23 protein-coding genes and 1 pseudogene are annotated in these 25,978 nt (G+C 40.6%); 8 read left to right on the top strand and 16 right to left on the bottom strand.

All coding sequences use genetic code 11. The features are described from left to right. Positions 1–3: 3 nt before the first annotated feature. The 5 genes from ACX27_RS13100 to ACX27_RS13080 form a co-directional block, all read right to left on the bottom strand. A complete protein-coding gene (locus tag ACX27_RS13100) occupies positions 4–2,166 on the bottom strand; it encodes a WD40 repeat domain-containing protein (RefSeq protein WP_062293017.1) in 2,163 nt (720 codons plus the stop codon). A gap of 45 nt (positions 2,167–2,211) precedes the next feature. Further along, the gene (locus ACX27_RS13095) at positions 2,212–3,444 is read right to left on the bottom strand and encodes a DUF4159 domain-containing protein (protein ID WP_062293014.1); all 1,233 of its coding nucleotides are present in this window, start codon (positions 3,442–3,444) and stop codon (positions 2,212–2,214) included. A 91-nt stretch (positions 3,445–3,535) separates the two neighbouring features. Then, complete coding sequence (locus ACX27_RS13090; protein WP_062293011.1) at positions 3,536–4,564, bottom strand: phage tail protein; 1,029 nt, start codon at positions 4,562–4,564, stop codon at positions 3,536–3,538. Positions 4,565–4,670: 106 nt separating this feature from the next. Continuing rightward, complete coding sequence (locus ACX27_RS13085) at positions 4,671–6,836, bottom strand: putative baseplate assembly protein (protein ID WP_062293008.1); 2,166 nt, start codon at positions 6,834–6,836, stop codon at positions 4,671–4,673. Between the two features lie 107 nt (positions 6,837–6,943). Continuing rightward, the gene (locus ACX27_RS13080) at positions 6,944–7,345 is read right to left on the bottom strand and encodes a GPW/gp25 family protein (RefSeq protein WP_062293006.1); all 402 of its coding nucleotides are present in this window, start codon (positions 7,343–7,345) and stop codon (positions 6,944–6,946) included. Positions 7,346–7,949: 604 nt separating this feature from the next. On the opposite strand from ACX27_RS13080, the gene ACX27_RS13075 reads away from it, so the two are divergent. Further along, the gene (locus ACX27_RS13075) at positions 7,950–9,743 is read left to right on the top strand and encodes a GAF domain-containing sensor histidine kinase (protein ID WP_062293004.1); all 1,794 of its coding nucleotides are present in this window, start codon (positions 7,950–7,952) and stop codon (positions 9,741–9,743) included. Here ACX27_RS13075 and ACX27_RS30895 read toward each other — a convergent pair. From ACX27_RS30895 to ACX27_RS13055, 5 genes are all read right to left on the bottom strand, one after another. Further along, positions 9,656–9,943, bottom strand: coding sequence for a PAAR domain-containing protein (locus ACX27_RS30895; protein ID WP_083468733.1), 288 nt, complete (start codon positions 9,941–9,943; stop codon positions 9,656–9,658). The two genes, ACX27_RS13075 and ACX27_RS30895, sit on opposite strands and share 88 nt — an antisense overlap. Positions 9,944–10,076: 133 nt before the next feature. Next, entirely contained in the window at positions 10,077–12,041 is a 1,965-nt protein-coding gene (locus ACX27_RS13070; RefSeq protein ID WP_062293001.1) for a VgrG-related protein, read from the bottom strand. Between the two features lie 224 nt (positions 12,042–12,265). After that, complete coding sequence (locus tag ACX27_RS13065) at positions 12,266–12,787, bottom strand: CIS tube protein (RefSeq protein ID WP_062292998.1); 522 nt, start codon at positions 12,785–12,787, stop codon at positions 12,266–12,268. Positions 12,788–12,902: 115 nt separating this feature from the next. Beyond that, positions 12,903–13,394: a hypothetical protein gene (locus ACX27_RS13060; RefSeq protein ID WP_062292995.1), complete on the bottom strand. Its 492-nt coding sequence runs from the start codon at positions 13,392–13,394 to the stop codon at positions 12,903–12,905. Between the two features lie 187 nt (positions 13,395–13,581). Continuing rightward, on the bottom strand, positions 13,582–15,219 hold the full coding sequence (locus tag ACX27_RS13055) for a DUF3352 domain-containing protein (protein ID WP_062292993.1): 1,638 nt from the start codon (positions 15,217–15,219) through the stop codon (positions 13,582–13,584). A gap of 375 nt (positions 15,220–15,594) precedes the next feature. On the opposite strand from ACX27_RS13055, the gene ACX27_RS13050 reads away from it, so the two are divergent. The 5 genes from ACX27_RS13050 (at position 15,595) to ACX27_RS13025 (ending at position 20,043) form a co-directional block, all read left to right on the top strand. Beyond that, positions 15,595–15,954, top strand: coding sequence for a rhodanese-like domain-containing protein (locus ACX27_RS13050; RefSeq protein ID WP_062298321.1), 360 nt, complete (start codon positions 15,595–15,597; stop codon positions 15,952–15,954). 397 nt (positions 15,955–16,351) lie between these two features. Continuing rightward, complete coding sequence (hrcA, locus tag ACX27_RS13040) at positions 16,352–17,449, top strand: heat-inducible transcriptional repressor HrcA (protein ID WP_062292988.1); 1,098 nt, start codon at positions 16,352–16,354, stop codon at positions 17,447–17,449. Positions 17,450–17,750: 301 nt separating this feature from the next. Further along, positions 17,751–18,497 (top strand): tetratricopeptide repeat protein, encoded by a 747-nt coding sequence (locus ACX27_RS13035; RefSeq protein WP_235526620.1) that lies wholly within the window; start codon positions 17,751–17,753, stop codon positions 18,495–18,497. A 21-nt stretch (positions 18,498–18,518) separates the two neighbouring features. Continuing rightward, positions 18,519–19,196, top strand: coding sequence for a DUF2834 domain-containing protein (locus ACX27_RS13030; RefSeq protein ID WP_062292982.1), 678 nt, complete (start codon positions 18,519–18,521; stop codon positions 19,194–19,196). Between the two features lie 178 nt (positions 19,197–19,374). Continuing rightward, positions 19,375–20,043 carry a hypothetical protein gene (locus tag ACX27_RS13025; protein WP_062292980.1) on the top strand — a complete coding sequence of 223 codons (669 nt, stop codon included), beginning with the start codon at positions 19,375–19,377 and terminating at the stop codon, positions 20,041–20,043. A gap of 85 nt (positions 20,044–20,128) precedes the next feature. Here the strand turns inward: ACX27_RS13025 and ACX27_RS13020 are convergent, their stop codons facing one another. Together ACX27_RS13020 and ACX27_RS13015 are read right to left on the bottom strand one after the other, a co-directional pair. Continuing rightward, a complete protein-coding gene (locus tag ACX27_RS13020) occupies positions 20,129–20,332 on the bottom strand; it encodes a chlorophyll a/b-binding protein (protein WP_062292977.1) in 204 nt (67 codons plus the stop codon). A 164-nt stretch (positions 20,333–20,496) separates the two neighbouring features. Then, entirely contained in the window at positions 20,497–20,805 is a 309-nt protein-coding gene (locus ACX27_RS13015; protein ID WP_062298319.1) for a TIGR03792 family protein, read from the bottom strand. A 135-nt stretch (positions 20,806–20,940) separates the two neighbouring features. On the opposite strand from ACX27_RS13015, the gene ACX27_RS13010 reads away from it, so the two are divergent. After that, positions 20,941–21,264, top strand: coding sequence for a phasin family protein (locus ACX27_RS13010; RefSeq protein WP_062292974.1), 324 nt, complete (start codon positions 20,941–20,943; stop codon positions 21,262–21,264). Positions 21,265–21,342: 78 nt separating this feature from the next. Then, positions 21,343–21,864, top strand: a complete 522-nt coding sequence (locus tag ACX27_RS13005) for an FKBP-type peptidyl-prolyl cis-trans isomerase (protein WP_062298317.1) — start codon at positions 21,343–21,345, stop codon at positions 21,862–21,864. Positions 21,865–21,917: 53 nt separating this feature from the next. Here ACX27_RS13005 and dnaB read toward each other — a convergent pair whose 3' ends face one another. From dnaB to ACX27_RS12985, 4 genes and pseudogenes are all read right to left on the bottom strand, one after another. Further along, complete coding sequence (gene dnaB, locus ACX27_RS13000) at positions 21,918–23,270, bottom strand: replicative DNA helicase (protein ID WP_062292971.1); 1,353 nt, start codon at positions 23,268–23,270, stop codon at positions 21,918–21,920. Between the two features lie 156 nt (positions 23,271–23,426). Continuing rightward, positions 23,427–23,885 (bottom strand): 50S ribosomal protein L9, encoded by a 459-nt coding sequence (gene rplI / locus ACX27_RS12995; RefSeq protein ID WP_062292968.1) that lies wholly within the window; start codon positions 23,883–23,885, stop codon positions 23,427–23,429. A 187-nt stretch (positions 23,886–24,072) separates the two neighbouring features. After that, positions 24,073–24,999: an Npun_R2821/Npun_R2822 family protein gene (locus ACX27_RS12990; RefSeq protein ID WP_062292965.1), complete on the bottom strand. Its 927-nt coding sequence runs from the start codon at positions 24,997–24,999 to the stop codon at positions 24,073–24,075. A gap of 14 nt (positions 25,000–25,013) precedes the next feature. Then, positions 25,014–25,974 (bottom strand): annotated as a pseudogene (locus ACX27_RS12985) (glycosyltransferase family 10 domain-containing protein). Positions 25,975–25,978: the final 4 nt, after the last annotated feature.

Raw genomic sequence — 25,978 nt, 5'->3', positions numbered from 1 at the left:
TCATTATTGTTTACAACCAAAATTTCTATTCAAATCTCTAATGTCTAACCTGATTTTATGATCGTCATTACCACTAATAATCAAAATTTTATTCTTCACCACTTTCACATCTACACTATTAAATCTTTGTTTTTCTTTACGGATTACTTGACCAACAGGAGATATTCTTTTACCTGCTTGAGTTAATGGCCAAAGCATGACGCGATTATCATCACCACCGCTAGCTAAATAACAACCATCTCGACTCAAAGCTACAGAACGCACAGCTTTACCACCATGACCATCAGACCATTTCTCTAAAATTTGACATTGATTTTTACTGTCTTTTAAACATTGGGTCATATTCCATAATGCAATTTGTCCCATATTATCTGCTGTTGCTAATAAATGTGGTTTGTATTCAGGACTATCCATACTGACGATATAATCATTTTGGCTACCTGGGGGATTATAAGGAATTTTCCATAATTTATCTTGGCTAAAATTCCAGACAGCTAAACTGTTATATCTCCCAGCTATGACTAAATTTTGTTTATCTTGCCCCGCAATAGTGAGAGTATATACAGGAAACTTAACATCTTTATACTTAATCGGTTTAGTCATAGTTTCCTCATCATCTAACAGCGCACTATTGACATCCCATTGCACAACTAAACCACTACCATGACCACTAAATAAAAAGCGGGAGTCTTGACTAAATTCTAAACCTAAAACCCGGTCTGCTTTATTAAAAGAAAAAGTTACCTTGGGTTTTTTTGTCCCACCAAGTACATCCCAAATTTGGATTTCACCATTTTCTAAACCTGCGGCGACTACATCATTATCTACAGGTTTATAGCGCACAATCCGAACAGATTTACCAATATCTTTAGCCATCCTCCCGTCATCTTGATTAACAAAAGGATTAGTAAAACCAGCAATTTTCCATCTAATAATACTTTGGTCTTGAGAACTACTAACGGCGCGATCGCCTGTACCATTAAACTGGACAAATGTTACAGCACGACGATGCCCAAAAAAGGGATTATTAGGATTAAGCCATGATAAAAACCAAAGTAAATATAACAGCAAAATTCCTAAGCCTAGTTGTAACCAAGGATGTAAAATAGGATGAATAATTAATTGTAAATATTGATTTTCATTATTAATATTGACGCGAGTATCTGATACAATAGCTTTGACTTTAAATACCCGTTTTTGCTGCCGTCCTAACCACTGCCGCCGCTTACTAATTAATAATTGTAAATTATTGATTTCTCCAGGATTTACTTCTACAAATTCTGGCTGAACTTCCCAAAAACATTTCCGCTTATTTTCCTCATCTTCTTTGACTTCAATACTTATTTTTTGAGTTATATTGCTGTGATTTTGGCATTCAAGTTGATAGGTAGTAGAATTAACTTTGAATTGTGGTAGCCAAGGACGAGATGCGGGTATTTGTTGCTTTTCAGGAGTGCATTGAAAGTCAATAAACCCGGACGGAGTAACATTAACTATGCCTTCTTTACTACTAGATGGTAATCCATTCGGATAATTCGCTTCAATAGTAAAAGTATAGGCTTGACTCGGTACTTCTTCAGCAATTGGTAACTGACATAAAAATGAGGTTTCTGCTTTATTCCCTGGTGGAACTGGTAATAGTTTCTCATTCCCATTAATAAACCATTGAGGTTTAAGTCCAATCGGCTTTAAAGAAACACTCGCAGGTAACTGACTAGGATTAAAAACTCGCACTGGAATTTCAATTATTCCCTGTGGTTGAGTTGTAAATTCTCGGATAGGTAACTCAACCTGCATCGGTACAGTACCTATACCTGCTTCAACTATCAACCGCAGCAATTGTCTGTCTTCATCCCGCAATTCCAGCGAAAAAATCCGCACTATCAAGTTCATTTTGCCGATAAAACCGGCAACAGGGGTATTAGTAATTGTGACTTCAAATTTTGTACTATCCCCTGGCGGATTTTTCGCACTCACCGCAGGTTTAATACTGTACCAATTAGTCCCCAAACTTTCACTACTACCAGCCGCAATGATTTCGATTTGAAAAGAAGCAAACTGATTACTTTCATTAACTACAGTCACTTCAAAAGAAGCTGGTGAACCCCCAGGTTGAAAGTTCAATACTTGTGTAGAAATTTTAGTATTAACGAGATTAACTGCCATATAAAAAAGTAAAAAGTTAAAAGTAAAAAGGCAAAAGTTAAGAAATTATTCTAATTTGTTGAAAATATTTTTTAAAGCATCAGGTTTAGTTGAGACAGGTGTAGCAGTTTGTTGTCTTAATTGCGTCATTCGCTTACGACTCCAGGCAAAGTTGAGAATATTAATGCCTAACTCTTGAGCAGTGCGAATTGTTTCTCGTGGTAAAGTTAACTTTTCATCTAATCCCCAAGCCAGTGATAAATCACCAATCACTAAAACAATGCCACCTGCAACTAAAATTTGCATCGGCTTTTGATTAAAAACTGGTAAAGCAGCAAATAAAAATGGTTTTGTTCGTAACGGGTGATGTTTATCAAGTCGGCGTAAATCTTCTAAAGGTGTGGCTAAACTTTCAGTAATTTCTAAAATACTTTCTAATCTGTCAACTGCATCGGTAGGCGATTCAACTAATAAAACTCCACCACTATCTAGATAACTTTTAAGATTAGCTAATTCTTGCACGTTGAGAATTAATGGTTCACTCCCGGTGACAAATAGTAAATCATAATTAATTGCTATCGTTGGTTCTAAAAGTGGAAAATTCAAGCGAGGAATTTGCTCATCTCCTTGGAGAGTACAGGTGAGAGTTTCGGTGTATCTCAATAAAGAAGCGAGATTAGCAAAACTATTACCTTCTTTAGTTTCCTGGGTATCAAGATGCGCTACTTTTACCACTGCTGTAGGACGCGATCGCGCAATTTTTCGATAACGAAAATCCAAACTATTCAAACTAGGATAAAATACATCTTGAGGATTTTCTAAAGTTACTAATCCCGGTTGTAATAAAATTCGGCATAACTCCACCTCAAAAGCATCAGGCGGCGTTGTTTTTTCATCAATCCGAAAAGTTTCTGTTTCAAATTCACTGACTTGTTTGCGTTGTAAAGTATCTGGATCTACATAACGCAAAACTAAATAAATTAAACGGGGTTTTTCTTCCGTAATATCAGCCGAAATATGAAAATCTATCTGTTGGGGAACTACAATCGGATTCCCATTCACATCAATGGCAATTCCAGGCTGAATTTGTAACCATCGCCCATCGTTATATTGTGATGGTACATCCTTCGGTGCAGGAATCAAACTCACACCCAAACCTTCAACTATTCCCGGTTCATTTAGCGATTGATAATGAATATTTTGCCTCTGACGGTGATAATCATGCGATCGCTTCCACCGTTCAGCGTTAATCAATAAACCATCTTGAATTTGTAGTCGTTCTAGGGGGTGAATTTCCATAATTGGGAGTTCAGGGGTGTAAGGGTGTAGGGGTTTAGGGGGAGAATATTTTACTTAACACTCAGCACTCAGCACTCAGCACTCAGCACTTTTAACTATCTATATAAAGTTCATAAGTACAAAATGCGGGTTTTTCTTGTTCAATAATGTGTCTTACTAATTGTTCATCTACTTGATTTGGGCGTTGGGGACGGAGGCGAACGATAAAATGATACGGACGACCGCCGCCAATCATTGCATCTTTACCTAGGCGCGTATTACCTAAAACAAAACCTTCGCCGCGAATTTCTTCAATACAAATATGTTTATCAACTTCTCTTGTAATGTGTTCATCTAAAGGTAAATCTGTATAAAGATGTATGTATAAACGCAAACCTCTACGTGTTCCCCGCCAGCGATAAAGTTCAACCGCCGAACGAATTAAATAACGTTGTCTTTCGATAGTCCAACGACGATCAACAGGCCAAGCTACCCAGTGCGCGAGAAAAGGTAACAATGTCTGCGGTGCAGTCATGGGGTCGAGATAAGCCCACAACACATCCAATGCTTGCACCGAGGGTTCAAACGCCTGTTCAAAAATCTTCAAGAAGCGACCAATAAAATCAACTTCTCGATAAACCGCAGGTAAAAACTTGGGATAGAGACTGCGGGGACGAACATACAAATTTAACCCAGCCGTTTCAACTAACTGTCTACCAGTCCCCTCCTCGGTGTAGTTAACGTGAATGCGACTGTGATAATCCAACACCAAAGATTGACCAGTCGCCAACGCGGGAGTTTCAAAAAAATCGGCGGGAAGTTGGAAGTATAACACCACATCCATCCGTGATCGCGGTGCGAGTTCATACCCCTCCATCCCGATGCGACACCACTCAGCCGGGAAATTCCCCTCCACCCGCACATTCAACCGCAACATCCGACTACCCAAGTTTTCTAGCTGCAAAACTATCTCACTCGGTTCTGGCGGATGAACCACCAAATCACAACCCGCGCGAATTGTAGTTTGACTACTAAGTGCTGAGTGCTGAAAATCATCTGCACCCTTACCCACCGCCGATGTTTGAATCGCGTTAGGTAATTGCATCGAAGTTAATTGCAAGTGCAGAATTTGACTACTCATAATTATTTCTTGTTTTTTATTCTTTTCTCTGTGTCCTCTGTGTCTCTGTGGTTCGTAATTTTTCTAACCACAGAGACGCAGAGTTCACAGAGTTTTAAAACGTTAATTATTGGATGAGATTAACAACATGACCAGAACGTAAACGAGTATTTTGCCAGGAACAAATGAGACCTAAAGAACCCGGATCAATCACCGGATTTTGGGGAAGCGATCGCACCCAAGTTGAACCCACATAGCGCAATTCAAACAACTGCACTACCCCCAAATACCGCACCGCCGGAAATTGCTGGAACAAATTGACAATATCCGAAGGATAAACAGGTCGTCCAAACGGCCAGCCTTTCCCATCTTGACCACCAGTAATCGGATTCAAAAATCGATACAACGCAATCCGTAACTTCCCTAAAATCTCTTGCTGGGCGGCGGGGTGGTTATATTCTGGTTCCAGCGCGACTTCTGTCTGCACTGCTACCCCCACATATTCCGGGGCTTGCAATTTAACTTGTATTCCTAATAACCTCCGTTCATCTAAATAAGCAATAATTTGGTCACGCAATTGCGGACTCAGACTAAATAATTCTGGTTCGATACCTTCACCACGATTAATTGCATCTGTATTCGCCGCCGGGACAACTAATAATTTGATAGTTCCAGCTTCTTGTGTAGTTGTCGGTGGTAAACAACGCACCCGCGCCACCGCACCACCGCCAGCTTGTAGGGTCAGCACCTCAAAATCTTCAGGAGTCACAGCGCGATCGCGGGTTCGCAACATCGCCGGAACGCGAATTACCGCATCTTCCAAAGATTCCGCATCGGAACCGTTACGCGCGGGTGTATGGTTAATCAACCTCGCCACATAAGGAACCGCATTTTTCGCTACGGTAATTGTCCCCCGTTGCACATTCCCCTTACGCCCGCCACCAGTGCGGTATGCAACCATCCGAATTACTGAACCACGCGGCGGAACAGCCCCATATTGCCTTTCCAACTCTTGAATATTGGCAAAATTACCCACTCCCCGCCTAAATTCCGTCTGTTGCTGGAGTTGGGCTGGTTCTCGAATCACCGGGCCAAACTGTACCGTCCCGGTGCGCGAATCGATAGTGTAATGCAAATCTTGAGGGAGAGAATTAGCAAAATCGCTGACTTCATACCACCGTTGCGGTATTCCCCCTGGTGGCGAAATGATCAAATATTCATCTTCCCGACGATTCAACACCGGAACACCTTGTAACTGAAAAGTTTGTCCTGGTGTACCGTCGCTTTCCCCTAAAATTTCATTGCGAATCAATTCGCTTTGACTCGCGCCCACAGTCCCGCCAATGGATCTAACAGCTAAACCAATCATCCGGGGCGCACTGCTATATCCTGGTTGATTGGGTTGAGGCGCGGTATAAACGCAACGCAACCAACGTCCTTGATAGGCGGTGAACGTCGTCACAGGCCAGGACTGCGGTAAATGCAGGACGATATCTGCACCTTGCAGGGGATTAATCCCTTGAGTCAGCAATTCGCTGAAACTAAAACCCTTGGTGCTGTCATCCGATTCTTGTAAAAGTACAGCTTCCCATTCCACACCGTTCCAAGCTTCCCAGCGACGCGGCGGAATATCTGGGTTAATCCCCGTGGCGGTGGCTGCTTCTCCTTTTAATTGCAGTGCGAGAACATTCCCTTCACATTGCGATTCCCCATCAATCACTAAATAAAAAGTGTTTCCTGGCTGGGGTTGTTCTTCAAACAGTGCCAACTCTCTACCATACCACTCACCATCAGAGCGCATCGTCCATAAATTAGTAAAGCGATCGCGCAAAATTTCCGGTTTTTGATCAGCAGTGGGACAGGTGAGAAAGTGGCGAATTTGCGGTTTATCAATAATTAAAGGCCGATCTGTAGTGAATGCGATCGCCTCTTCTGTTTCCGTGCGAATTGTTGCTACCTCCACCCCAGCCGGAATCGTATAAGTATCCGGTAAAGCCGCACTGAGATAAAAAGTAATATCCGCCACCGCAGGCGCAGGTGCTTGCAACCTAACACCCAATAACTCTAAAAAAGTAATGTAATTGCGCTTTGGTACTTCATTAAACCGCAGCAACATTTGGTCAGTCAACCAAGCAAATAGCTCAATTAACGTGATACCTGGGTCACTGGGGTTATAATTCGTCCATTCTGGACAATAGCGGGGAATCCGCAGAATACACTCATCAACTAAATCTTTAAAAGTGCGATCGTCTAAATTAGACTTTGGTAACTTCGGTAAAAAATCAAATTCCACAATATTAATAAAAGTGCTGAGTTAAAAGTGCTGATTGCTGAGTGCTGAGTTAAAAGTGCTGAGTGCTGAGTATTTAATACTCCTCCTGCCTTCTGCCTCCTGCCTTTTTATTGCCCATTCAAATAAAACGGAAATACTAAACTCCGCGAATCATGACTATCTTTGGGATGATATTCAATCACAATATCTACACGACCTCGCAGGGGATCGGGGTCAGCACGCACCGCATCTAAAACAATGCGCGGTTCCCACATTTCCAAAGCTTCTTGGACGTGTAGACGTAAAAGTAATAAAGTTTGAGTGTTCATCGGTGCAAAAGTCAACTCAGACAACCGCGAACCAAAATTAGGACGATAGACGCGTTCACCCAATTCGGTACGCAAAATCAGCATCATCGACTCTTCAATATTGCGATCGGCCTTACTTAGTTGCAGACCTCCTTGGACATTCACCCGCAACGGAAACGACCAGCCCGTCCCCAGGTGTTGATTTTGATTGAGTTCTGGCATGGTAGGTACACAGTGATGAGCAGTTTACGCTACTTTATGCCGATCGCTAAAACTAATACCATTCGCCAAAAGTCGAGTTAACCTTCATTTTGGCAGCGTCGTTTGTAATTCTCTATCCTTACCTTCAACTAATTTATTGCCATCACCGAAATTCCATCCGCGTCCGTCTGTCTTGAAAAGTTTGCTCAAGTCGGCAGAGCCGCCCACGCAACTTTTCGCTGCGTTTATCTGCGGTTAATTTTATTCAAGCTTTAAGCACTTGCGACTATGAGACGCATTCAAACAATATCAACTTAATGCCGTAATATTTCTGTTCAGTGTATCACTTTATATATAGTATTTTCTTTAAGTAGATTTGCTGAATATACAAAAATCAATGAATTTACGGTGAACTCTCAGAAATGAGTAACTTATAATCGAGTTGCATCAACTTTATTTAAAATTATAATTTTACAAAAATACAAGCTAATACCTAAAAAATGGCAGTTATTTGACACTAATTATAGGGGTGGCAAATAGCCAAGAATAAATAAAAATATCCATCTATTAGGTATACAAGACTGATGCTTAAGCAAAATCTGAAATAAAATCAGGATGAGAGCAAATGGTTAAAAGCAATTTCAGTAATCTGATTGTAAAAAAGGATGTATTAGCTCTTCTGAATGATTTTGCTAAAGCGATAAATTATCAGTTTACTGTAGAAAATACGGAAGGCGAAATACTCTTCGGGCAAGCAGGAGAAAATTATGCGATCGCCCATCCGATAGAATTTGCTGGTGAGGTGATTGGTTGGGTACGTGGTTCACAACAGGCGGTTGGTGTTGTTTCAATCCTCATCTATGCACTCAAACAAGAATCTGAAAAGAAAAATCTCGCCCATGAACTGCTAGAAAGATATCAAGAAATTGATTTACTCCATGATATTTCGATTCAAGTAACTGCCAGTCTCAACCTGCGGCAAGTTTCTCGATTGCTCATCCAAGAAGCCTCTCAATTAATCCCTTCTACTGGTGGTGCAATTTTATTATTAAATCAAAAAACAAATTTTTTTGAAATTCTCGCAGAAATTGGCAGCAGCAGTTATCTCCAACAACCGATAAAATTAGGCGAAGGCATTATTGGCAATATAGTGCAGATGGGACGAGGGGAAATTGTGAACAATCTTGTTGCTTATCCCAGATATCTTGGAGAAAATAAACAATTCAATTCGTTAATTTGTGTTCCTTTAAATGTGGAAGAACGGGTAGTTGGGGCAATTGTCATTGGTAGCGAAACTGCGGTTAATTATACTAACCGAGACTTAAAACTATTAAGTATATTGGCAATGCAGGCGGGAGTGGCGATCGAAAAAGCCTTGCTCTATGAACAAAGTTGTGAAGCGGCAAAAATCGCCCAAATCCAAGCGCAACAACTCCAAACTACACTGCATGAATTACAACAAACACAAGCACAGTTAATTCAAAGTGAAAAAATGTCAAGTTTAGGACAATTAGTTGCTGGAATTGCCCATGAAATTAATAATCCAGTTAACTTTATTAGTGGGAATATTAGCCACGCTCAACAATATGTTGATGATTTATTGCGTCTAGTACATATTTATCAAGATAACTGTGATTATATTCCAGCAGTTCAAGAACTCAGCGAAGAAATTGACTTAGACTTTGTTGCAGAAGATTTACCAAAACTGATCAGTTCCATGAATTTAGGCATTAAGCGTGTCCGTGAGATTGTGTTATCGTTACGCAACTTTTCTCGCACCGAGCAATCACAAATGACCGCAGCCGATATTCATGAAGGTATTGATAGTACTTTGCTAATCTTGAACAATCGCTTAAAGACAGGCTGTAGCAAATTCGGAATTGAAGTCATCAAAAATTATGATGTCATACCTTTAGTTGAGTGTTATCCCAGCCAACTAAATCAGGTATTTATGAATATTCTAGCTAATGCGATCGATGCCTTAGACGGTCAAGAAAAAGAAGGGATTATTACTATTAGCACCTCATTAGAAAATGGCAAAATATTGACAAATTCTCCATATATAGTCGTTCGGATTCAAGATAATGGCTCAGGAATGACCGAAGAAGTGCGCGATCGCCTTTTTGAACCATTCTTCACCACCAAACCCATTGGTAAAGGTACTGGTTTAGGAATGCCCATTTGTCGCAAAATTATCGAAAAGCATAACGGTAAAATAGAATGCTTCTCTGAATCCGGACAAGGTACAGTTTTCTGCATTCACATTCCTATTACGGCTCGCAAGAATGTCGAAGTCCCAAAAAATATGCTGAGTAAAGGCTCTTTTACCTTTCAGCCACCAATTAACACCGTCGGCGCACCTATACCCACAACTGTAGTCAATGGCACACCAGTTACAGTATTCACTCCAGTTACCTGAGAAGTCACTCGCGCCGCAGGTCTACCACCAATCAAGACCGTAAAAGACCCCATGACAATACTGCCAGTCACCACAGGCCCCGCCACTAAATCGCCAACACAAGCTGCGGGTAAACCTGCAATTAAAACATTCGGCACACCAGGCCCAGTAATCGGATCGCCTGTGACAGTTAAATCAGTTAATCTTGCTGCGGGAAACATAATTTATTAGGGAGTGGGGAGTTGGAAATAGGGAGTTGGAAGGGAGTAAGGGAGTAAGGGTGCAGGGGTGCAGGGGAAGAACCAATGACAAAGGACAAATGACAAATAACAAATGACTAATGACCAATGACCATCAACAATTCAACCGAACTACCCCGCCTAAAATACCGACGGAAGCTGCACCGTTTATACTCACCGCAGCGCCAGCATTGACGCTGACCGAACTACCAGAATTAGCGGAAATTGCACCACCAGCGTTAGCACTCAAAGAACCTCCAGCTTGCACACTGATAGAACTACCAGATTGTATACTCAAAGTTCCAGTCGTTCGCATCGTAATACCACTGGGTGTAAGTTCAATACTTGTACCTCCTACAGTTAAAGTAATTTTTTGCGTTGCCGTTAAAGCAATTTCACCACCATTGACACTAATTTTCTTGGCTGTCCCGGTTGTCCCAGATTTAACTGTAATGTCACCTGTAGAAGTCAAGCTAATCGTTTTACTACTATCATCACAGCGAAATTTGTGACCGCCTGTAGTTTCTAATTCAGCAAATTTATCGCTGTCATTCATCCGCAAATTATGACCGTCTACTGTTTGCAGATATACGCCTTTTTTAGTGCCTTTATCTTCTTCAACAAATTGGAGTTTATGTCCAACGCGGGTTTTAAACGTTCGTAAACGCACTTTTCCACCAACAACGGTATCAGCAACTTTTTCTGGTGGTGCGTCTGTGCCATTCCACACACCACCAATGACGTAAGGACGATGAATATCGCCATGTTCAAAGGCGACTAATACCTCATCATTTACCTCTGGTAAACAGTCAAAACCTCTTCCTGGGCCAGCACCGACACTGACAACTCTTGCCCAATTACTTTCATGTTCTTCAGTTAAGGTCGGAAATTTCACTCTTACACGACCCCAACCTTTCGGGTCGTTGTTATTACTAACCACACCTACTAATAGAGTTTGTCCTGCTTGCAGATGTGTTTGGGATGAGAGAGTTGCTAATAAATCTCCCGATCGCAAACCCCGCACACTAAACTCTGTGACAAATTTTCGCTCGTGGAACAAATGGCGAGTTTCAGTAACGTAGTAACTACCACTGTAACTACCCATATCTGTCAATTTAATTACTTTCCCTGGCCTGATTTTGGGATTTCCTTCACCAACAGCATCAGCCATAACAAATTCGCCACCCAGTTCATTACACAAAGCTTGGGCGATTTTTGCTGCTTCATTCACGCTAAACACAGGCTGGTCTACCACAATCATTTTCGGCTTGATGGTGAACTTTGTGCTAGTTGAACTGCCTTTGCCGTTATCTGTAGAGGTAATCACCTGTTCTGTAGAGGCTGTAGAAACAATTGCTTTTTTGGTAGAGTAATCCCACCCCCGCACTTCCACAGAACTGACTTGTTCGGCACTGCTAACACGAACTCGGAAGTTATGAATATCTTCTAACCATTTGAGTGATAAAGATTCGTTTTGGGCAGGTTGGCGAAAGTTTAATTTACTATCCTGCACATATAATTCAAAGCCGAGACGAGCGGCTCGTTCCCGCAAAAATTCCATATTGGTCTGATTTTCTTGAAACACATAATCATGAACAATAGTGGTAGAGGTAACTGTACCTGCTGCAATACCTGCTTCACCGATAACTTGGTTTACCACATCGCTATCAGTGACATTTTGAAAGGAGCGATTGTAACGTCCTCGATGCAAGCGGTGGGACATATCATAGCCGCGAATGATGATGGGAGCTTGAGAACCACTGGTGAACTCAGTTTCTATGGCGGTAATTTCCCCTTCTAATACGTAACCTTGCTCTGCATCTTCAAAATCTGCGTTTTGCGTCGTGCTAGAAACAAAGCCAATTTTAATTTTCTTACCAATAGCAAATAAACTTTGATGCTTCCAAGTTGCTTCTGTTGTCTGTCCTGGAAAGTAATCATTACGGATTACTAAAGTAAACATTCCTGGTAGATGCAGACTTTCTTCTACTGTGATTTGCAAAATATCATTGAGCAAATCAGCAGAAGCATTAGTGTTATCTATTTGTAATAGTGGCTCAGGTATGTAAAGAACAGGCATACATATTGGCAAGAGGAGGTTGCCAATAGCCTAGAGAAAATATTGTATTACACGCTATTCCCCAAAGGTCGAATTAATGGAGGCAGGAGGCAGATGAGAGGGAAATTTAAACCCAAATGGGCGAGTCAAAAAGGCTTTATTCTTAATTCAAAATTTTCCCTTCTGCTTCCTGCCCAGTTGGTGAGCGAAGTCCAACCACTGCCGTCTACCTCGCCCGAAGGCAGTTAACTCCGGCTACTTCTGCTGTCGCCAGTCCGGTCTACGCTGCTAGATGTCCCCATTCCTGGCTGGGAAATTGATTCATCAACTTCCTCTAGGGTGAGGTTAACTTTGGCACGTACTGGTGTACCGTCTGGTAAAAACAAAGTCAGGCTGTAGTTAAGAGATTGAACAAAACAGCGTAAATATTGCTGGTCGCCCCAGGTAAATATATACACTGGTGGGCGCTTTTCTTGACCTGCGCCAGCTTCAGCAAAGTTAACGGCTTTTTCAAATTTCTTGAGATGGGTGAGGACGCTAGTACCGCTTTCGTAAGTGTCAAATATGATGTTATTAATACTGAGTTTGCATGGTTCGGGGTAAGCAAAACTAACTTTTGGTAAACCTCGCCCTGTACGCGCACCACTACTTTTGGTCAAATTAATCTGCTGCGAGAAGTCTAACTGAGAAGGGTTAAACATAAACTCAATATCTGGCGCAGCTTGTTCTGTGGCGATGAGTTTTGCTTTTACTAAACGACTAGTCATAGTTGGGGAGTGGGGATGGAATTGATAAAGTTAAAAATAAAAAGGCAAAAGTAAAAAGGAACTAATCTTTTACCTTTTGACTTTTGACCTTTATCTTAGTAGCTCCTATTCCCTATTATTTTTGCTGAACTGTCAAAGTATACTTATGCTTGGCATCTGGATTAAATGTACCGACCCAAATCTGATAAATACCTTTTTTCCAGTTGTGATCGCTAATACTAGCATCTTTACTTCTACCAGTATCATCGCCGCAACGAATTGTGTCATTGTCTGGGCCTTTCACTAGCAATGTTGTATCTGTATTACCAGTGTTAACTAATATTGTTAGTTGCTCAAAGTCTTTTTCTAAAACCATTGTGTAATCTGGCTTGGGGTCGGCAAAGCCAATGCAAGCTTTTTTATCACGATCGCGGTTACTAATCGCTGACAAGGAAAAAGAACCACCCGTATAACCCGAAAATTTACCTTGGGCAGTTTCAAACCCTGGTACCAAACTGAACTTACCAAAGTTGGGTGTTTCGGCGATCGCTGGTGCTGCTGTAACAGCAGCTAAGATAGCTAAAACCCAACTGATTCGCTTCTGAAGTCGGGGGCGACGGTCTTTCATAGTAGCCCTCCAACAGGCTTGACTAAATGTAGTTATATATACATATTGTAATTAATTCATTCCTGAAAATTTTGATTTAGCTGTGCCACATTAGGATGTGACACAAAAAGGATTAGTCATTGGCCATTTGTCATTTGTCAATGGTCATTATTTACTTCTCCTTTGGTTTCAGGCTTCAGACTTTTTCTTACTCTTGCAGTTGTAGAAAAATCCCGCCTTTGAGTGCATTGGTTTCGCTACCGTAACTGCTGAGGGTGAGCGATCGCAGGCTGTTAAAAAATGGTTTACCTAAGACTTCTATGAGTTTCAGCACGGGGATTTGCCTTTCTAAAACTCCTTGACTTTTTGCCCAATCTAGATATATGTAACCTTGATTGGGTTGGGGAATCGCTGCGACGCTGTTTTGGAAATTGCGATTGTCTAGTAAGGATTTTTCTTTACCAGCAAGAACTTCATCCATTGTCGCCAAGTCTGAGGCGAAAATTTCGTAATTGTCGAGGGTGGTGTGTATCCCTTGGGCTGTGGCTTCAATGGTGAATGATGGTCTGTCTTTGATTTGTGTTTTTTTAGTGCTTAACTCTGTCCAAGCGGAGATTTGTTGTTTATTTAAACTCAGGGTGTTGCTGCTAAGTCCCTTTGCGGATGCGATCGCATCTAATTTGGCAATTCCTTCGGGTAATTCCTCGGTTTTCTCCACCACAAAAATCCAATCAGGAAGAACTTGGCCTGTACGTGGTAAAAGTGCGATCGCATATTCTCCCTTCACCCAGCTAAAAATATCTTGATTAAAGTTGATACCCCAGGTTTTTTGTACCTCGGTTAATGGTTGTACCAAGCGGGAAATCACATCTGTTTCTGAACCCGAAATAGCTGTTTTGATTTGCATCCAGAATTTCGCTAAATCACTGTCAGCCAAGTTGCTTAAGTTTGCACCAGAAATCGCCAAACCTGCCGATGCTGGGATGTATTTCAACGCCCCGACTGGTTTTGTCAGTGGCGTGGCTGGTGGCGTGAGTTCAGATGCTGTTAAAAAGCTGGTTTCTGCTAATAAACCTTTGGAGTTCAAGCCCAGAGACACAATTTCACTGTCGTAGGTTGGTTCTGATAATGCTAAACCTTGCCATTGAGCAACGATGGGAAAATTCAAGAAAGCCACGGCTAAGGAAGCTTCCGGTAATTGCTGAAGAGCTTTTTGGTATTGGGGTGAACTAGTTAAATTTAGGTCTGGCGCTTGGACATTGTTAATTGCATCCTTGACAACGCTAGGATCATTAGCAAATAACACAAAGCCATCACCAACTACTGCGGCGGCGAGTTGGCTATCGTAAAGCACCTTCACACCTTGATATTCTTCGGTATCTAAGTTAGAGCCAGCTAATACCCGTTTAGAAAATAATAACTCGACAAACTCGCGGCTTTTGTCTTGTTTAGTGGTGGCTAAAGCCATGAGATATCCTGGCTGCTGTCCATTGGCGGAATCACGATCTAAATCTGTGGTGGTGACAGCTAGTGTAATTTCGTTACCCAACCACGGCTGAATATCTTTTTGATAATCTATGCCACTTTTAGCCAATAAACTGGTTTTGATTTTAGAAATTTCCCCTTCTCGTTCTAAAGCTTGCAAACGTTCAGGGTTGGTGAGTAACGACACCATCACCGGAGAAAGCTTCGACACAAAAATAGCTGCACCAGGCTGGGAGGTGGTGGAAGTGACGAGAGTCACAGGAGTTCTGGTGAAAAACCAAAAAACTGCGATCGCAATTAATATCAGTGCGATCGCACCAGCCGCTATAAAACCAAAAAATGAGCTTTGCCGATTCACCATAAAGCTATTAAATACTGACTTTCACAGCCATTTAAGCAGAATTAATGAACAGCGTGTAAGGGTGTTAAGACTTACGCACAAAAGTTACTGTTAAGAATGGGTGTAAGGGTGTAAGGGTTTTGAACACCTACACCCCTATACCCTTTCACACTCCCCTAAACCCTTGGTTTTTCGTCTCACTACGTAAGTAAGAGGTGTGAAAGATATTTAGGTCAATAGAATCTCGTTTTCCCCTGTACCTTACACCCTTAACCCCTTACACCCAGTCTTAACAGACAATCTTGAGACTAAGCCGAAATTATTGAGAATCGATGCTCATGCTAAGGGGAAGATTTTCTGTCAACATAAATGTATAGGATCGTTTACAAAAACTTCATCACAGATAAATCCTTTGGTCAACCTATGATGCAAATTAGTGTAGAGGAATTGGCAGAACGTTTAGCTACTAGCGATGCAAATATCCAGTTAGTAGATGTACGTGAACCCCAAGAATTAGCGATCGCCAGTCTCCCAGGGTTTGTTAACTTACCTTTGAGTGAATATGCCGACTGGAATGAAAAAATTTTTACGATGTTAAATCCAGAAGCCGAAACCCTCGTCCTTTGTCATCACGGTGTGCGTTCTGCTCAGATGTGTCAGTGGTTGATTGCTCAAGGGTTTACCAATGTCAAAAATATTACAGGTGGTATCGCAGCTTATTCCCAACTAGTTGACCCAGCAATCCCACAATATTAGTCAATAGTCATTGGTCATTTGTCCTTTGTCATTGGTTCTTCTCTCCCTTGCACCCTGCCCTCTGCCCCCTGCTTCTTCTTCCAATCCCCACAATCAGCATTTATCCTGACGACATCTAACTTAAATGGTGAGAAAAATAAGTATCTAACAATACAACTTATTTGTAAAATTTGTGGGAAGATACTTAATAATAAAAAAATTTTAATTCTCAAATAGCTTTTTTGCCAAAAAAGATTAATAAGTTCAGAATGAGCAACTCAATTAATGTTGCCATCGGTAACTATAATATAGATAAAAATTTTGCTATCTTAATTAACTAATATTAATCTTTTTTTTCATTAGCTCAAAAAATTTTTTTCAAACTTTTCTTAAATTTGCTTTCAGTAATAGGCACCTTATGGAAGTCCAGTTAACCAATCGACAACAGCACATCCTTTGGGCAACAATACGTCACTACATTGCGACAGCAGAACCTGTTGGATCAAAGGTTTTAGTGGAAGAGTACGACTTAGGCGTTAGCTCGGCCACAATTCGTAATGTGATGGGTGCATTAGAAAAATCTGGGCTACTTTATCAACCACACACCTCAGCCGGAAGAATACCTTCTGACTCCGGTTATCGCATTTATGTTGACCAGTTAATTACACCTTCTCTGCGAGACGCTACACGAACAGAAACCTTAGCCAAGGAAGTAGAACTGTCACTCCAACAACGCCTGCATTGGGAAGATTGGAGTTTGGAAGCCCTAATTCACGGAGCTGCACAGATTTTAGCTACATTAAGTGGCTGTATTAGCTTGATTACTATGCCTCAAACTTCAACAGCCTTAGTGCGACATTTGCAACTGTTACAAATTGAAGCTGGTAGAATCATGCTAATTTTAGTCACAGATGGCTATGAAACCCATTCTAAAGTGATGGATTTACCGCCAGGAAAAGAAAATTTGCAACTAGATGCTGAAGTAATTGATCGTGAGTTGCAGATAGTTTCTAACTTCTTAAATAGCCATTTACGCGGACGGAGTTTATTAGAAATAGCTAACTTAAATTGGAGCGAATTAGATCAAGAATTTCAACTGTATGGCGAATTCTTGAAAAGTTCGGTTGCAGAATTAAGCCGTCGTACTCAAGCACCAACCACAACACAAATTATGGTGCGTGGAGTCACAGAAGTATTGCGTCAGCCAGAATTTTCTCAATTGCAGCAAGTCAAAACAATTATGCAATTGCTGGAAGAAGAACAAGACAAATTATGTCAATTAATCTTTGATGAACCAGAGACAGAAGATGCAAGTAAATCTAGGGTGACAGTGCGAATTGGTGCAGAAAATCCATTAGAGCCGATACGTACTTGCAGCTTAATTTCTTCTACCTACCGTCGAGGTTCTGTACCGATTGGGAGTGTCGGCGTTTTAGGGCCAACGCGCCTAGATTACGAAAGTGCGATCGCAGTAGTAGCCGCCGCCGCCGATTACCTTTCCGAAGCTTTCAGTTAACAGCTTATTTCGCAATCCCACTGACTAAATTTGTATCTTTAGTCACTCTTGATGATTTGACTGAATCTAGGTTTTAATGGAATTTCCTACCTCATACGTTTCCATTTTACAGAAATTCTAGGGTATCATCTCGCAAACTAGGACTTTGTTTAAAGTTAAAGCGGTAGTCAGATATGTTAGGAAAATTTGAAAGCGTGAATACCAAGAATAGTAAGACTTTTCCTCCTGCCTTCTGCTTTATGCTATAAACCTGTTCCTAAACAAGTGAAACGTATTTTGTGAGGAAGACTAAAACTTGCAGATGGGAATTCAGTCAATGATCAAAGTTGTGGGATTGTTGTTAATGGCCGGATTTTGGTTATTCATGCTTTATGATTGTATTCGCAACGAACCAGACAAGCGATTATGGCTGTGGGTTTTAATTATTGTCAACTTTTTTGGTGCGATCGCTTACTGTTTTCAGCGTTGGATACCGCGAGGATATATCCCAGTTAAGAAGCCTTGGAAAAATTTGACAAGTAGCCGTAAACGGCGCAAAGTAAAAGCAACAAGTATCAAAAAAGCTGCTCATTATGTGAATTTCAGTCATCATCTCCCAGATGACGTGGAAAGCGTAGATCAACCAACAGCCTCAAATCCGCAAGATTTCAACAACGCCGATGACAATCTCCAAACTCTTTGGAATGAAGCATTTATTGATATTAAAAATAAAAAATTCACTTCTGCCAAGTCTTATTTAGAAACTATATTAAAAATAGACCCAGATTATAAATATGGTGATGCTTCTTTAATGTATGGCGAAACATTGTTTGCTTTACAAGAATTTGAAGCCGCTAAACAGCATCTAGAAAATCACATTCAAAGTTGGAATCATCCACAAGCTTATATCATCTTGGCGGAAATTCTCTCTCGCCAGGGAGATGTCCAGACTGCATGTAATTATCTGGAAACAATTATTGTTAAAATTCAAGAATCTTCCTACTTTCACTACAAACGTAAACGACTTGTCAGTAAAGCAGCAAAACTATTAAGAACCATAAAGCGTTAAAATAAACTTATTTTTAAGTTTATGTTGCGAAAAGTATCTCTGTTTTCCCTTTGGATGGGATTTGTTGTATATGCTTTCTTTTTAGCACCCCCTGATCAACCCGATACATTCGATTTAATCAAGAAACTCTCTCTTGGACAGTGGCAAGGGATTAATCCTTTAATTATTTCGTTATTCAATATTATGGGAGTTTGGCCTCTCATTTATAGTGCAGTAGTATTTACTGACGGGAGATGTCAAAAAATCCCTGCTTGGCCATTTGCGACTGCATCTTTTGGTGTAGGTGCTTTTGCTTTGTTACCTTATTTATTTCTGCGAGAACCAAATCAAGAGTTTGTTGGTAAAAAAACTATTTTCATCAAGCTGCTAGATTCTCGTGTGACTGGTATTATCCTCACCGTAATTGCAGGTATATTAGTTGCTTATAGTGTGCAAGGTGGAGACTGGCAAGATTTTATCCAACAGTGGCAAACTAACCGCTTTATCCATGTGATGAGTTTAGATTTTTGCCTATTGTGCATATTATTTCCCCTATTACTAGAAGATGATATGGCGCGTCGGGGCTGGAAAAATCATCAAATATTCTGGTTAATAAGTTTGGTTCCGTTATTTGGCCCATTGATTTATTTGTGTTTACGCCCAGCTTTACCTGAAACTGAGACAACAGGTATATCCAAGCAACAAGCAACTGTTAATTAACAATTATATCCTCGACTTCTCACGGAAGTCGGGGATATTAGAGCTTACTATAGAGGTTTCTTCATTTCAGACTTCATACTTTAGATTTCATACTTCAGATTTTTTCTCTTCCTTTAGGGCTTTGCATCCTTTGAAATTGTTGAAAATAATTTAGGTGTTTGTAGGCTAATTAAATTTGATGATGAAAAAACTTATATTATGGCTAATATGGGTTGGATTCATTGCTTATATTGTGTTTTTTGCCCCACCACTACATCTTGAAGAAACCCTAACGCTACTCAAGAATATACTTACTTTCAATTTGAGCGCAGTTAATCCCATTATTGTTGCTTTATTTTCCTTGGTTGGGATTTGGCTATTAATTTACAGTGGTTTGTTGTTTATTGATGGCAGAATGCAACAAATTCCCTTTTGGCCTTTTGTCTTAGCAGCAGTAGGTTCAGGTATTTTGGGGCTTTTGCCATATTTGGCTTTACGTGAACCCAATCAAGAATTTTCTGGACAAAAGGATGCGTTTTTGCGTTTGTTAGATTCGCGCTTGTTTGGGATAATTGTGAGCTTAAGTACTATTGTGATAGTTGCTTATGGCTTGTTAGGTGATTGGTCAGATTTCGTGCAGCAATTTCAAAGCGATCGCTTCATTAATGGTATGAGTTTAGCATTCTGCCTATTCTGTGTTTTATTCCCCACTGTTTTGGGTGATGATATGGCGCGTCGTCGCTGGAATAGTCCCGCAATCTTTTGGACAGTATCACTTATCCCTTTAGTTGGTATATTGGCTTATTTGAGTTTACGTCCATCTTTGCAAACAAATCTTACTCAAGAATTTGCTGTAATAAATAGATAATCTTATTCTAGCCATCGCTGCATATAAAAAATAGATTATGGGCATTACTTTCCTCATAATCTATTTTTTGAAATCAGCCTAATTATTAGCGGGAATTGTAAGCAACCAAGTGCAGTACATCTCGAACTACACTAAAACCATTTAAATCCCATAGTAAATAAGCGAGAAAACCAATCATCGCAAAACGACCATTCCAAAGTTCAGCTTGAGGAGTGAAACCAAGTTCAGCAGCATTACGATCTTTGCCATTATATGCAGTTTCAGTTTTATCGCTAGGATAAAGTTCCATTGTTAAATTTCCTACATAATATAGTCACATTTTTTATATTATTTACCAATTTATAACCTATTATCTGCCTGTAGTTTCAAATCATTAGTAAATCCAAAGAAAGAGTTTATTCATAAAATAACTCTTACAAACCATAAGTATTTTTTTTATCTACAAATACAATCTCACGGATGAGGAAATTTTCTGACTTGATATTCTGCTGATTCAATCATCTGAAAATTATTTCCTAATGCTTGCGCGAATTTTCTATCAATGGCTACTAAATCTGCTTCAGAAATAGCTTGCCATTGTTCTCTTGTTGCCCAACGAATGATGAAAGTTACTTCTGAGGGGTTGTTTGGGTTAATCCAGACTTCTTTGCTGAGGAAGCCTGGATATTTTGCTAATGCTGTTGTCCAAATTTCTGCATCCTTCTGGATAAAAGTTTCGCGCAGATTTGGGTCAACTTGAAATTTTAGCAGTTCTATAACCACACTCATTAATTCCTGATGTTTGCTAATTTGCCAAAATAGAGATGTAGGCTAGAATTAACTCCGCTTCCAGCATAGCTTGATTGCATACACTCAAGAGCAAGGAGGCTGGTTTGAAATAAATAACAGGAAGGACGTATGGATAGCAACAACTGGTTGCAACAGCTAATGATGGTGGGAATTGGTACAACGTCTTTGGTGGCAGAAAAGCTGCGTGAGGTGAGTGATGAATTAGTCAAAGACGGTAAGCTTAACCCTGAGCAAGCTAAGGCAGTAATGGATGATATTGTACAGCAGCTAAAGTCGGAGCAAGGAAACTGGGATGCTCAAATGCAACGACAAATGCGGAATATGATGCAGGATTTAGGGGTGGCGCGTCAGTCTGAGGTAGATGAACTCCGGGGGAGAATTGACCGTTTAGAACGTCAAGTACGGGATTTAGAAAATAAGCTTTGGCGTTAAAATGTGCTTTCTGATTTAAACTAAATGTGTCCTGTTGGTATTGCTTTTACCAAACGACCTCAGTATGGAGGACTAACTTTGAAAGCAATTTTACTCAGCGTGGGTGTCATGCTGGTTTGTGTGGTGGTTCTAGTGTTAGCACAATTAGGTGGTAAACCAGATACTGCCATTGCGGCTAATTTGACCCAAGCGCAATCATCACCCACTACCATTACAAAAAACGATACTCTAATAGCGAACAACTCTATGTCTGATAAAAATGTTGTCACTACTTCCTCTGGGCTGAAATACGTTGAAATCAAAGAGGGAACAGGGGCAACTCCTCAGTCTGGCCAAACAGTTGTAGTTCACTACACTGGCACTTTAGAAGATGGTACTCAGTTTGATAGTTCCCGCGATCGCGGCCGTCCTTTTAGCTTTACTATCGGCGTAGGACAAGTGATCAAAGGCTGGGACGAAGGACTCAGCACCATGAAAGTTGGTGGTCAGCGTGAGTTGATTATCCCTTCAGAGTTAGGCTATGGTTCCCGTGGCGCAGGTGGCGTGATTCCACCCAACGCTACCCTAATTTTTGATGTGGAATTGCTTGATGTTAAATAAAGTCTGAAGTGTGAAGTATGAAGTCTGAAAATTTCATACTTCATACTTCATAGTTAATAATTTGGTCTGGCTAGGTTTTTAAATTTAGTATATTGCGGATCGAATAAGAGTTTTACTGTACCTGTTGGGCCGTTGCGGTGTTTTGCTACTATGACTTCAGCAATGCCGCGATCGGGGGTATCTGGTGAATAATATTCATCGCGGTATAACATAATAACCAAATCGGCATCTTGTTCAATACTGCCGCTTTCTCTCAAATCAGATAACATTGGGCGCTTGTTGGTACGTGCTTCTACACCGCGACTTAACTGTGATAATGCAATTATAGGTACAGATAACTCACGGGCTAAACCTTTGAGACTGCGCGTGATGCGGGATAATTCTTGTACGCGGTTATCACCTGCACCTTCCATTAGTTGCAGGTAATCTATGACAATCAAGCCTAAATCTGCACTTTGTTCGGCTTGCAGTCGTCTGGCTTGAGAACGCATCTCGTTAACTGTCATATTCGGTGTATCGTCAATATAAATTGGGATCTCGGAAAGCATACCAATTGCTCGACTTAACGGTTCCCACTGGGTTTGGCTGATGCGTCCACTCCGCAGATAACCAGATTCAATTCCCGCTTCACTAGCTAATAGTCGCTGTACTAGCTGTTCTTTAGACATTTCTAAACTAAAAACAGCAACTGGTAATTTATATAAAGCAGCAATATTATGAGCTAGGTTGAGACAGAATGCGGTTTTGCCCATTGATGGCCTGCCAGCAACGATAATCAAATCAGAACGCTGAAAACCGCTAGTCATGGCATCTAAATCATAAAAGCCACAAGGAATCCCAGGTAAGGCGACACCTTGATGACGTGTTTCAATATCTTGAAATGTATTGACTAAAGTATCAGAAATATGAACTAATCCTGATTGTGGGCGTTCTTGGGTGACACCAAAAACTTTTTGTTCTGCTTTGTCTAAAACTATAGGTAACTCGGTTTCTGTCTCGTAACCAAGATGGACAATTTCGTTACCAGCTTTAATTAACTGTCGCCGCAGGTATTTTTCCATGACTAAACCTGCTAAAGCGTCGATGTTAACTGCTGAAACTGTCCGGTCTACGAGGGTAGCTAATTTATTTCTACCACCAATCCGCGCTAGTAAATCATTATCGGCTAAGTAGCTGGTAATAGATAGTAAATCTGTGGGTTTACCTTGGGCGTGGAGGCGCAAGGCGGCTTGGTAAATATCTTTATGGGCGCTAATGTAAAATGCTTCAGGAACCAAGCGATCGCTAACTCGCCCAATCGCTTCTGGATCTAATAAAATTCCCCCCAAAATCGCTTCTTCTGCTTCAATATTTTGGGGTGGTAGGCGATCGCTACCATCGCCTTGAAAACTTAATTCTTCCGCCATACGCGATTTTGGATGAGTAATAAGGATGTTTCTACTACTCTTATAGTCCAAAATCTGCGAGAGAACACTCTAGTACGGGGATTGAGAAATGAACAACCACAGATTTAACACTGATAAAACATCTGTGTGTATCTGTGGCAGAACCTCAAAAAATTGTTAGCTTGCAACAACTTCAACGTCTATTTGCGCGGTTACGTCTGAATGCAACTTGATTTCAGCCTTGTAAGTACCTAGCTTGCCAATGTCGGGGATAGTAATACCACGACGATCAACTTCTAGGTTAGCAGCAGCTTGAATTGCATCGGCGACATCTTGAGTGGTGACAGTACCGAAAATGGCTTCGTTTTCACCAACTTGCTTGGCAATTTTCAAACTGCCAACTTTTTCTAAAGCTGCTTTTTGTTCTAAGGCTTGTTGTTTGAGTTCTAATTGCCGTTGACGTTCTTGTTCACGACGGCGTTCTACTTGCTTGAGAATACCAGGAGTCGCGCGGGTTGCCAAACTCTTGGGAATAAGGTAATTTCTAGCATAGCCAGGAGCAACTTCTACTAAGTCACCTAATTTGCCTAACTTGCTGACATCTTGAGTTAAAACTAACTGGACACGTTTCGCCATTGTTTTGTTGTTTTTCCTGTAAAATCTCAATAACTTGGGTTGCAGCCGGATAACCTACATGAGTGTAGCTGTATCCCAAGGGGGTTTGTCTATACCCTAAAGCTTACAGATCCTAGCGAAAGGCGGGGGGCGATCGCAACTGTTTCGCCGATCAAAAATCAAAAATCATCAATGGCAATATTAAATCTTACTTAAAGATTTTGTGAACTTGTTTTTTAATTGTCCGTAATGTTGTCTCCCACTGACTTGGTTTGGTTGGGGCGGGAATTGACGCAGGCGGTATGTCGGGATTTAAATTGCGATAATATTCCCAAATCCCCCAATAAGGACAACCTGGTTGAATGCGAATCCCAGCCCAGTGGAGATATTGCAGGGGTTGATTAACAGCCGGATCAATCAAAATGTTGCCCTGTTGTTGAAATTGTGGACTACCTGCCCAATTTCCTGGTGCTTTTCCTGGGCGACGCACCACATTAAATCGGCGCGAAATCCGTTTGAGCAACATATAGTTGATAATTGGTTGGTCAGAAGTCTTTTCAGAAAAGTCGAAATAATCTGTATGGGCGGCACATTCAGCAAAAGTTTCGTACAAATCTTGTTCGGAAATGAGGTTTTTCTTGGAAGCCCAAAAACCACCATTGAAAATATCTTTGACTTCAGACTCAGTAAATACTTTATCGGTTAATACCTTCTGGCTGAAGACATTTTTAATGCCGCCTGAATGCTGATAATCACAACAAATAAAATCTGTATTTGCTAAGTAATTGAGATTATCAATAATCTTTTCAAAGACCACAATATCTGTATCAATGTACAAAAATTCATCGAACGGGCCGAACCAACAAGCCTGTTTGCGAAATTGATTAGGACGGGCGAAAAATTGACCGCCGAAAGTTTCGTGTAATCTTTTAGAAAGACGGTCAATAAATTCTAAGTCTTCGTATAGCTGCACACCATAATATTGATTCAGTGTAGCGGCTATGTTGTGATAGTTATCATCATAAGGAATCATGACGATTGGTGTATCCGCATCATAAGTACGGATACTGTTGAGGAGTGCGATCGCATGATCTGTCACTTTATCATTGGCAATAATATAAATTCCGCGACTCATCTTATCTACCTTTTTTATCCATGATTTTTTACAAAATTTGCTAACCAATTTAGCAGGTTTAATTTGTGTAAAATTATTTGCCTAGCTTCGGCGATCGCATCTTTAGCAGCATACCAAGCATCAGGAGTAGCAGTTACTTCTTGAATATAAGCAATGCCTTTTTCATCTAAGCTAGGTAATCTTAAAAAACTACCAGATGGTAATAATTTATCCGCCGCAGAGCCACCATAATAAATTGGTAAACACCATGCTAATAAAGCATCCCAAAGCTTTTCACTCACATACCAATTATTATCTGCATAGTTTTCAATTGCTAAATTGTAATAATATGGGGACATACCATACCATTTATTATTCAATTCTCCTAAAGAATTTGACCAGTTAGGTAAGTCGCGTCCGTATAAATCAAATTTGATTTGACTAGACTGCAAAGATTGTAAAAAATCTAAACGCTGGCGATGATTGGCTGTACGATTAATTCCCGAAGTAATCCAACTACAAGTTTTAACTTTTGCTGGAGGCGGCATTTCATCTAAATCCCGAAATGAATTATTGTGATACCAAATAGCTGGCATATATTCAGGAATTGGTGCAAAATCATCTGGGCCAGAAACATAACCGCAGTATTTTTGTGCTATTTTATAATTATTGATATTCTTTTCTACTACCTCATCTAAAGGCGGTTCTCGCATTAGATAAATTATGCGTTCTTTACTAACTCCGCGTAACAAAGAAGTAATATCTACCTGTTTTTTTTTGTGGTTTTCTCCGCATTTTATCTAACAAAGATAGCGGTTTAGTTGGTTCGGGAAAATCAAACTGATACATTAATAAAAAATCAGGCTTACTGGCTAAAGCCTGCATTTGAATATTTTGCCAAACACCAAAAGCATGCGGCGTTTGTTGCCACAGCCAATCGCCTCTGGTTTTTAAAGCGCCATAGCTGCTAATCATCCCAACAGTTTTTATTTCCATCTGA

It is taken from the genome of Nostoc piscinale CENA21, from assembly GCF_001298445.1.
Taxonomy (GTDB): Bacteria; Cyanobacteriota; Cyanobacteriia; order Cyanobacteriales; family Nostocaceae; genus Nostoc_B; species Nostoc_B piscinale_A.
Note: the sequence above shows the minus strand (reverse complement) of the source record. Positions and strands in the feature narration are given on the sequence as shown.

Excerpts from the sequence above, each read along its gene's own strand:
- ACX27_RS13080 (WP_062293006.1), bottom strand. The coding sequence starts at position 7,345 with ATGCCAGAACTCAATCAAAATCAACACCTGGGGACGGGCTGGTCGTTT.
- ACX27_RS12990 (WP_062292965.1), bottom strand. The coding sequence starts at position 24,999 with ATGAGTCGCGGAATTTATATTATTGCCAATGATAAAGTGACAGATCAT.
- ACX27_RS13055 (WP_062292993.1), bottom strand. The coding sequence starts at position 15,219 with ATGGTGAATCGGCAAAGCTCATTTTTTGGTTTTATAGCGGCTGGTGCG.
- ACX27_RS13070 (WP_062293001.1), bottom strand. The coding sequence starts at position 12,041 with ATGCCTGTTCTTTACATACCTGAGCCACTATTACAAATAGATAACACT.
- ACX27_RS30895 (WP_083468733.1), bottom strand. The coding sequence starts at position 9,943 with ATGTTTCCCGCAGCAAGATTAACTGATTTAACTGTCACAGGCGATCCG.
- ACX27_RS13100 (WP_062293017.1), bottom strand. The coding sequence starts at position 2,166 with ATGGCAGTTAATCTCGTTAATACTAAAATTTCTACACAAGTATTGAAC.
- rplI (WP_062292968.1), bottom strand. The coding sequence starts at position 23,885 with ATGGCGAAACGTGTCCAGTTAGTTTTAACTCAAGATGTCAGCAAGTTA.
- ACX27_RS13090 (WP_062293011.1), bottom strand. The coding sequence starts at position 4,564 with ATGAGTAGTCAAATTCTGCACTTGCAATTAACTTCGATGCAATTACCT.
- ACX27_RS13035 (WP_235526620.1), top strand. The coding sequence starts at position 17,751 with ATGGGAATTCAGTCAATGATCAAAGTTGTGGGATTGTTGTTAATGGCC.
- ACX27_RS13025 (WP_062292980.1), top strand. The coding sequence starts at position 19,375 with ATGATGAAAAAACTTATATTATGGCTAATATGGGTTGGATTCATTGCT.
- ACX27_RS13030 (WP_062292982.1), top strand. The coding sequence starts at position 18,519 with ATGTTGCGAAAAGTATCTCTGTTTTCCCTTTGGATGGGATTTGTTGTA.
- ACX27_RS13060 (WP_062292995.1), bottom strand. The coding sequence starts at position 13,394 with ATGAAAGACCGTCGCCCCCGACTTCAGAAGCGAATCAGTTGGGTTTTA.
- ACX27_RS13010 (WP_062292974.1), top strand. The coding sequence starts at position 20,941 with ATGGATAGCAACAACTGGTTGCAACAGCTAATGATGGTGGGAATTGGT.
- ACX27_RS13095 (WP_062293014.1), bottom strand. The coding sequence starts at position 3,444 with ATGGAAATTCACCCCCTAGAACGACTACAAATTCAAGATGGTTTATTG.
- ACX27_RS13065 (WP_062292998.1), bottom strand. The coding sequence starts at position 12,787 with ATGACTAGTCGTTTAGTAAAAGCAAAACTCATCGCCACAGAACAAGCT.
- ACX27_RS13075 (WP_062293004.1), top strand. The coding sequence starts at position 7,950 with ATGGTTAAAAGCAATTTCAGTAATCTGATTGTAAAAAAGGATGTATTA.
- dnaB (WP_062292971.1), bottom strand. The coding sequence starts at position 23,270 with ATGGCGGAAGAATTAAGTTTTCAAGGCGATGGTAGCGATCGCCTACCA.
- hrcA (WP_062292988.1), top strand. The coding sequence starts at position 16,352 with ATGGAAGTCCAGTTAACCAATCGACAACAGCACATCCTTTGGGCAACA.
- ACX27_RS13020 (WP_062292977.1), bottom strand. The coding sequence starts at position 20,332 with ATGGAACTTTATCCTAGCGATAAAACTGAAACTGCATATAATGGCAAA.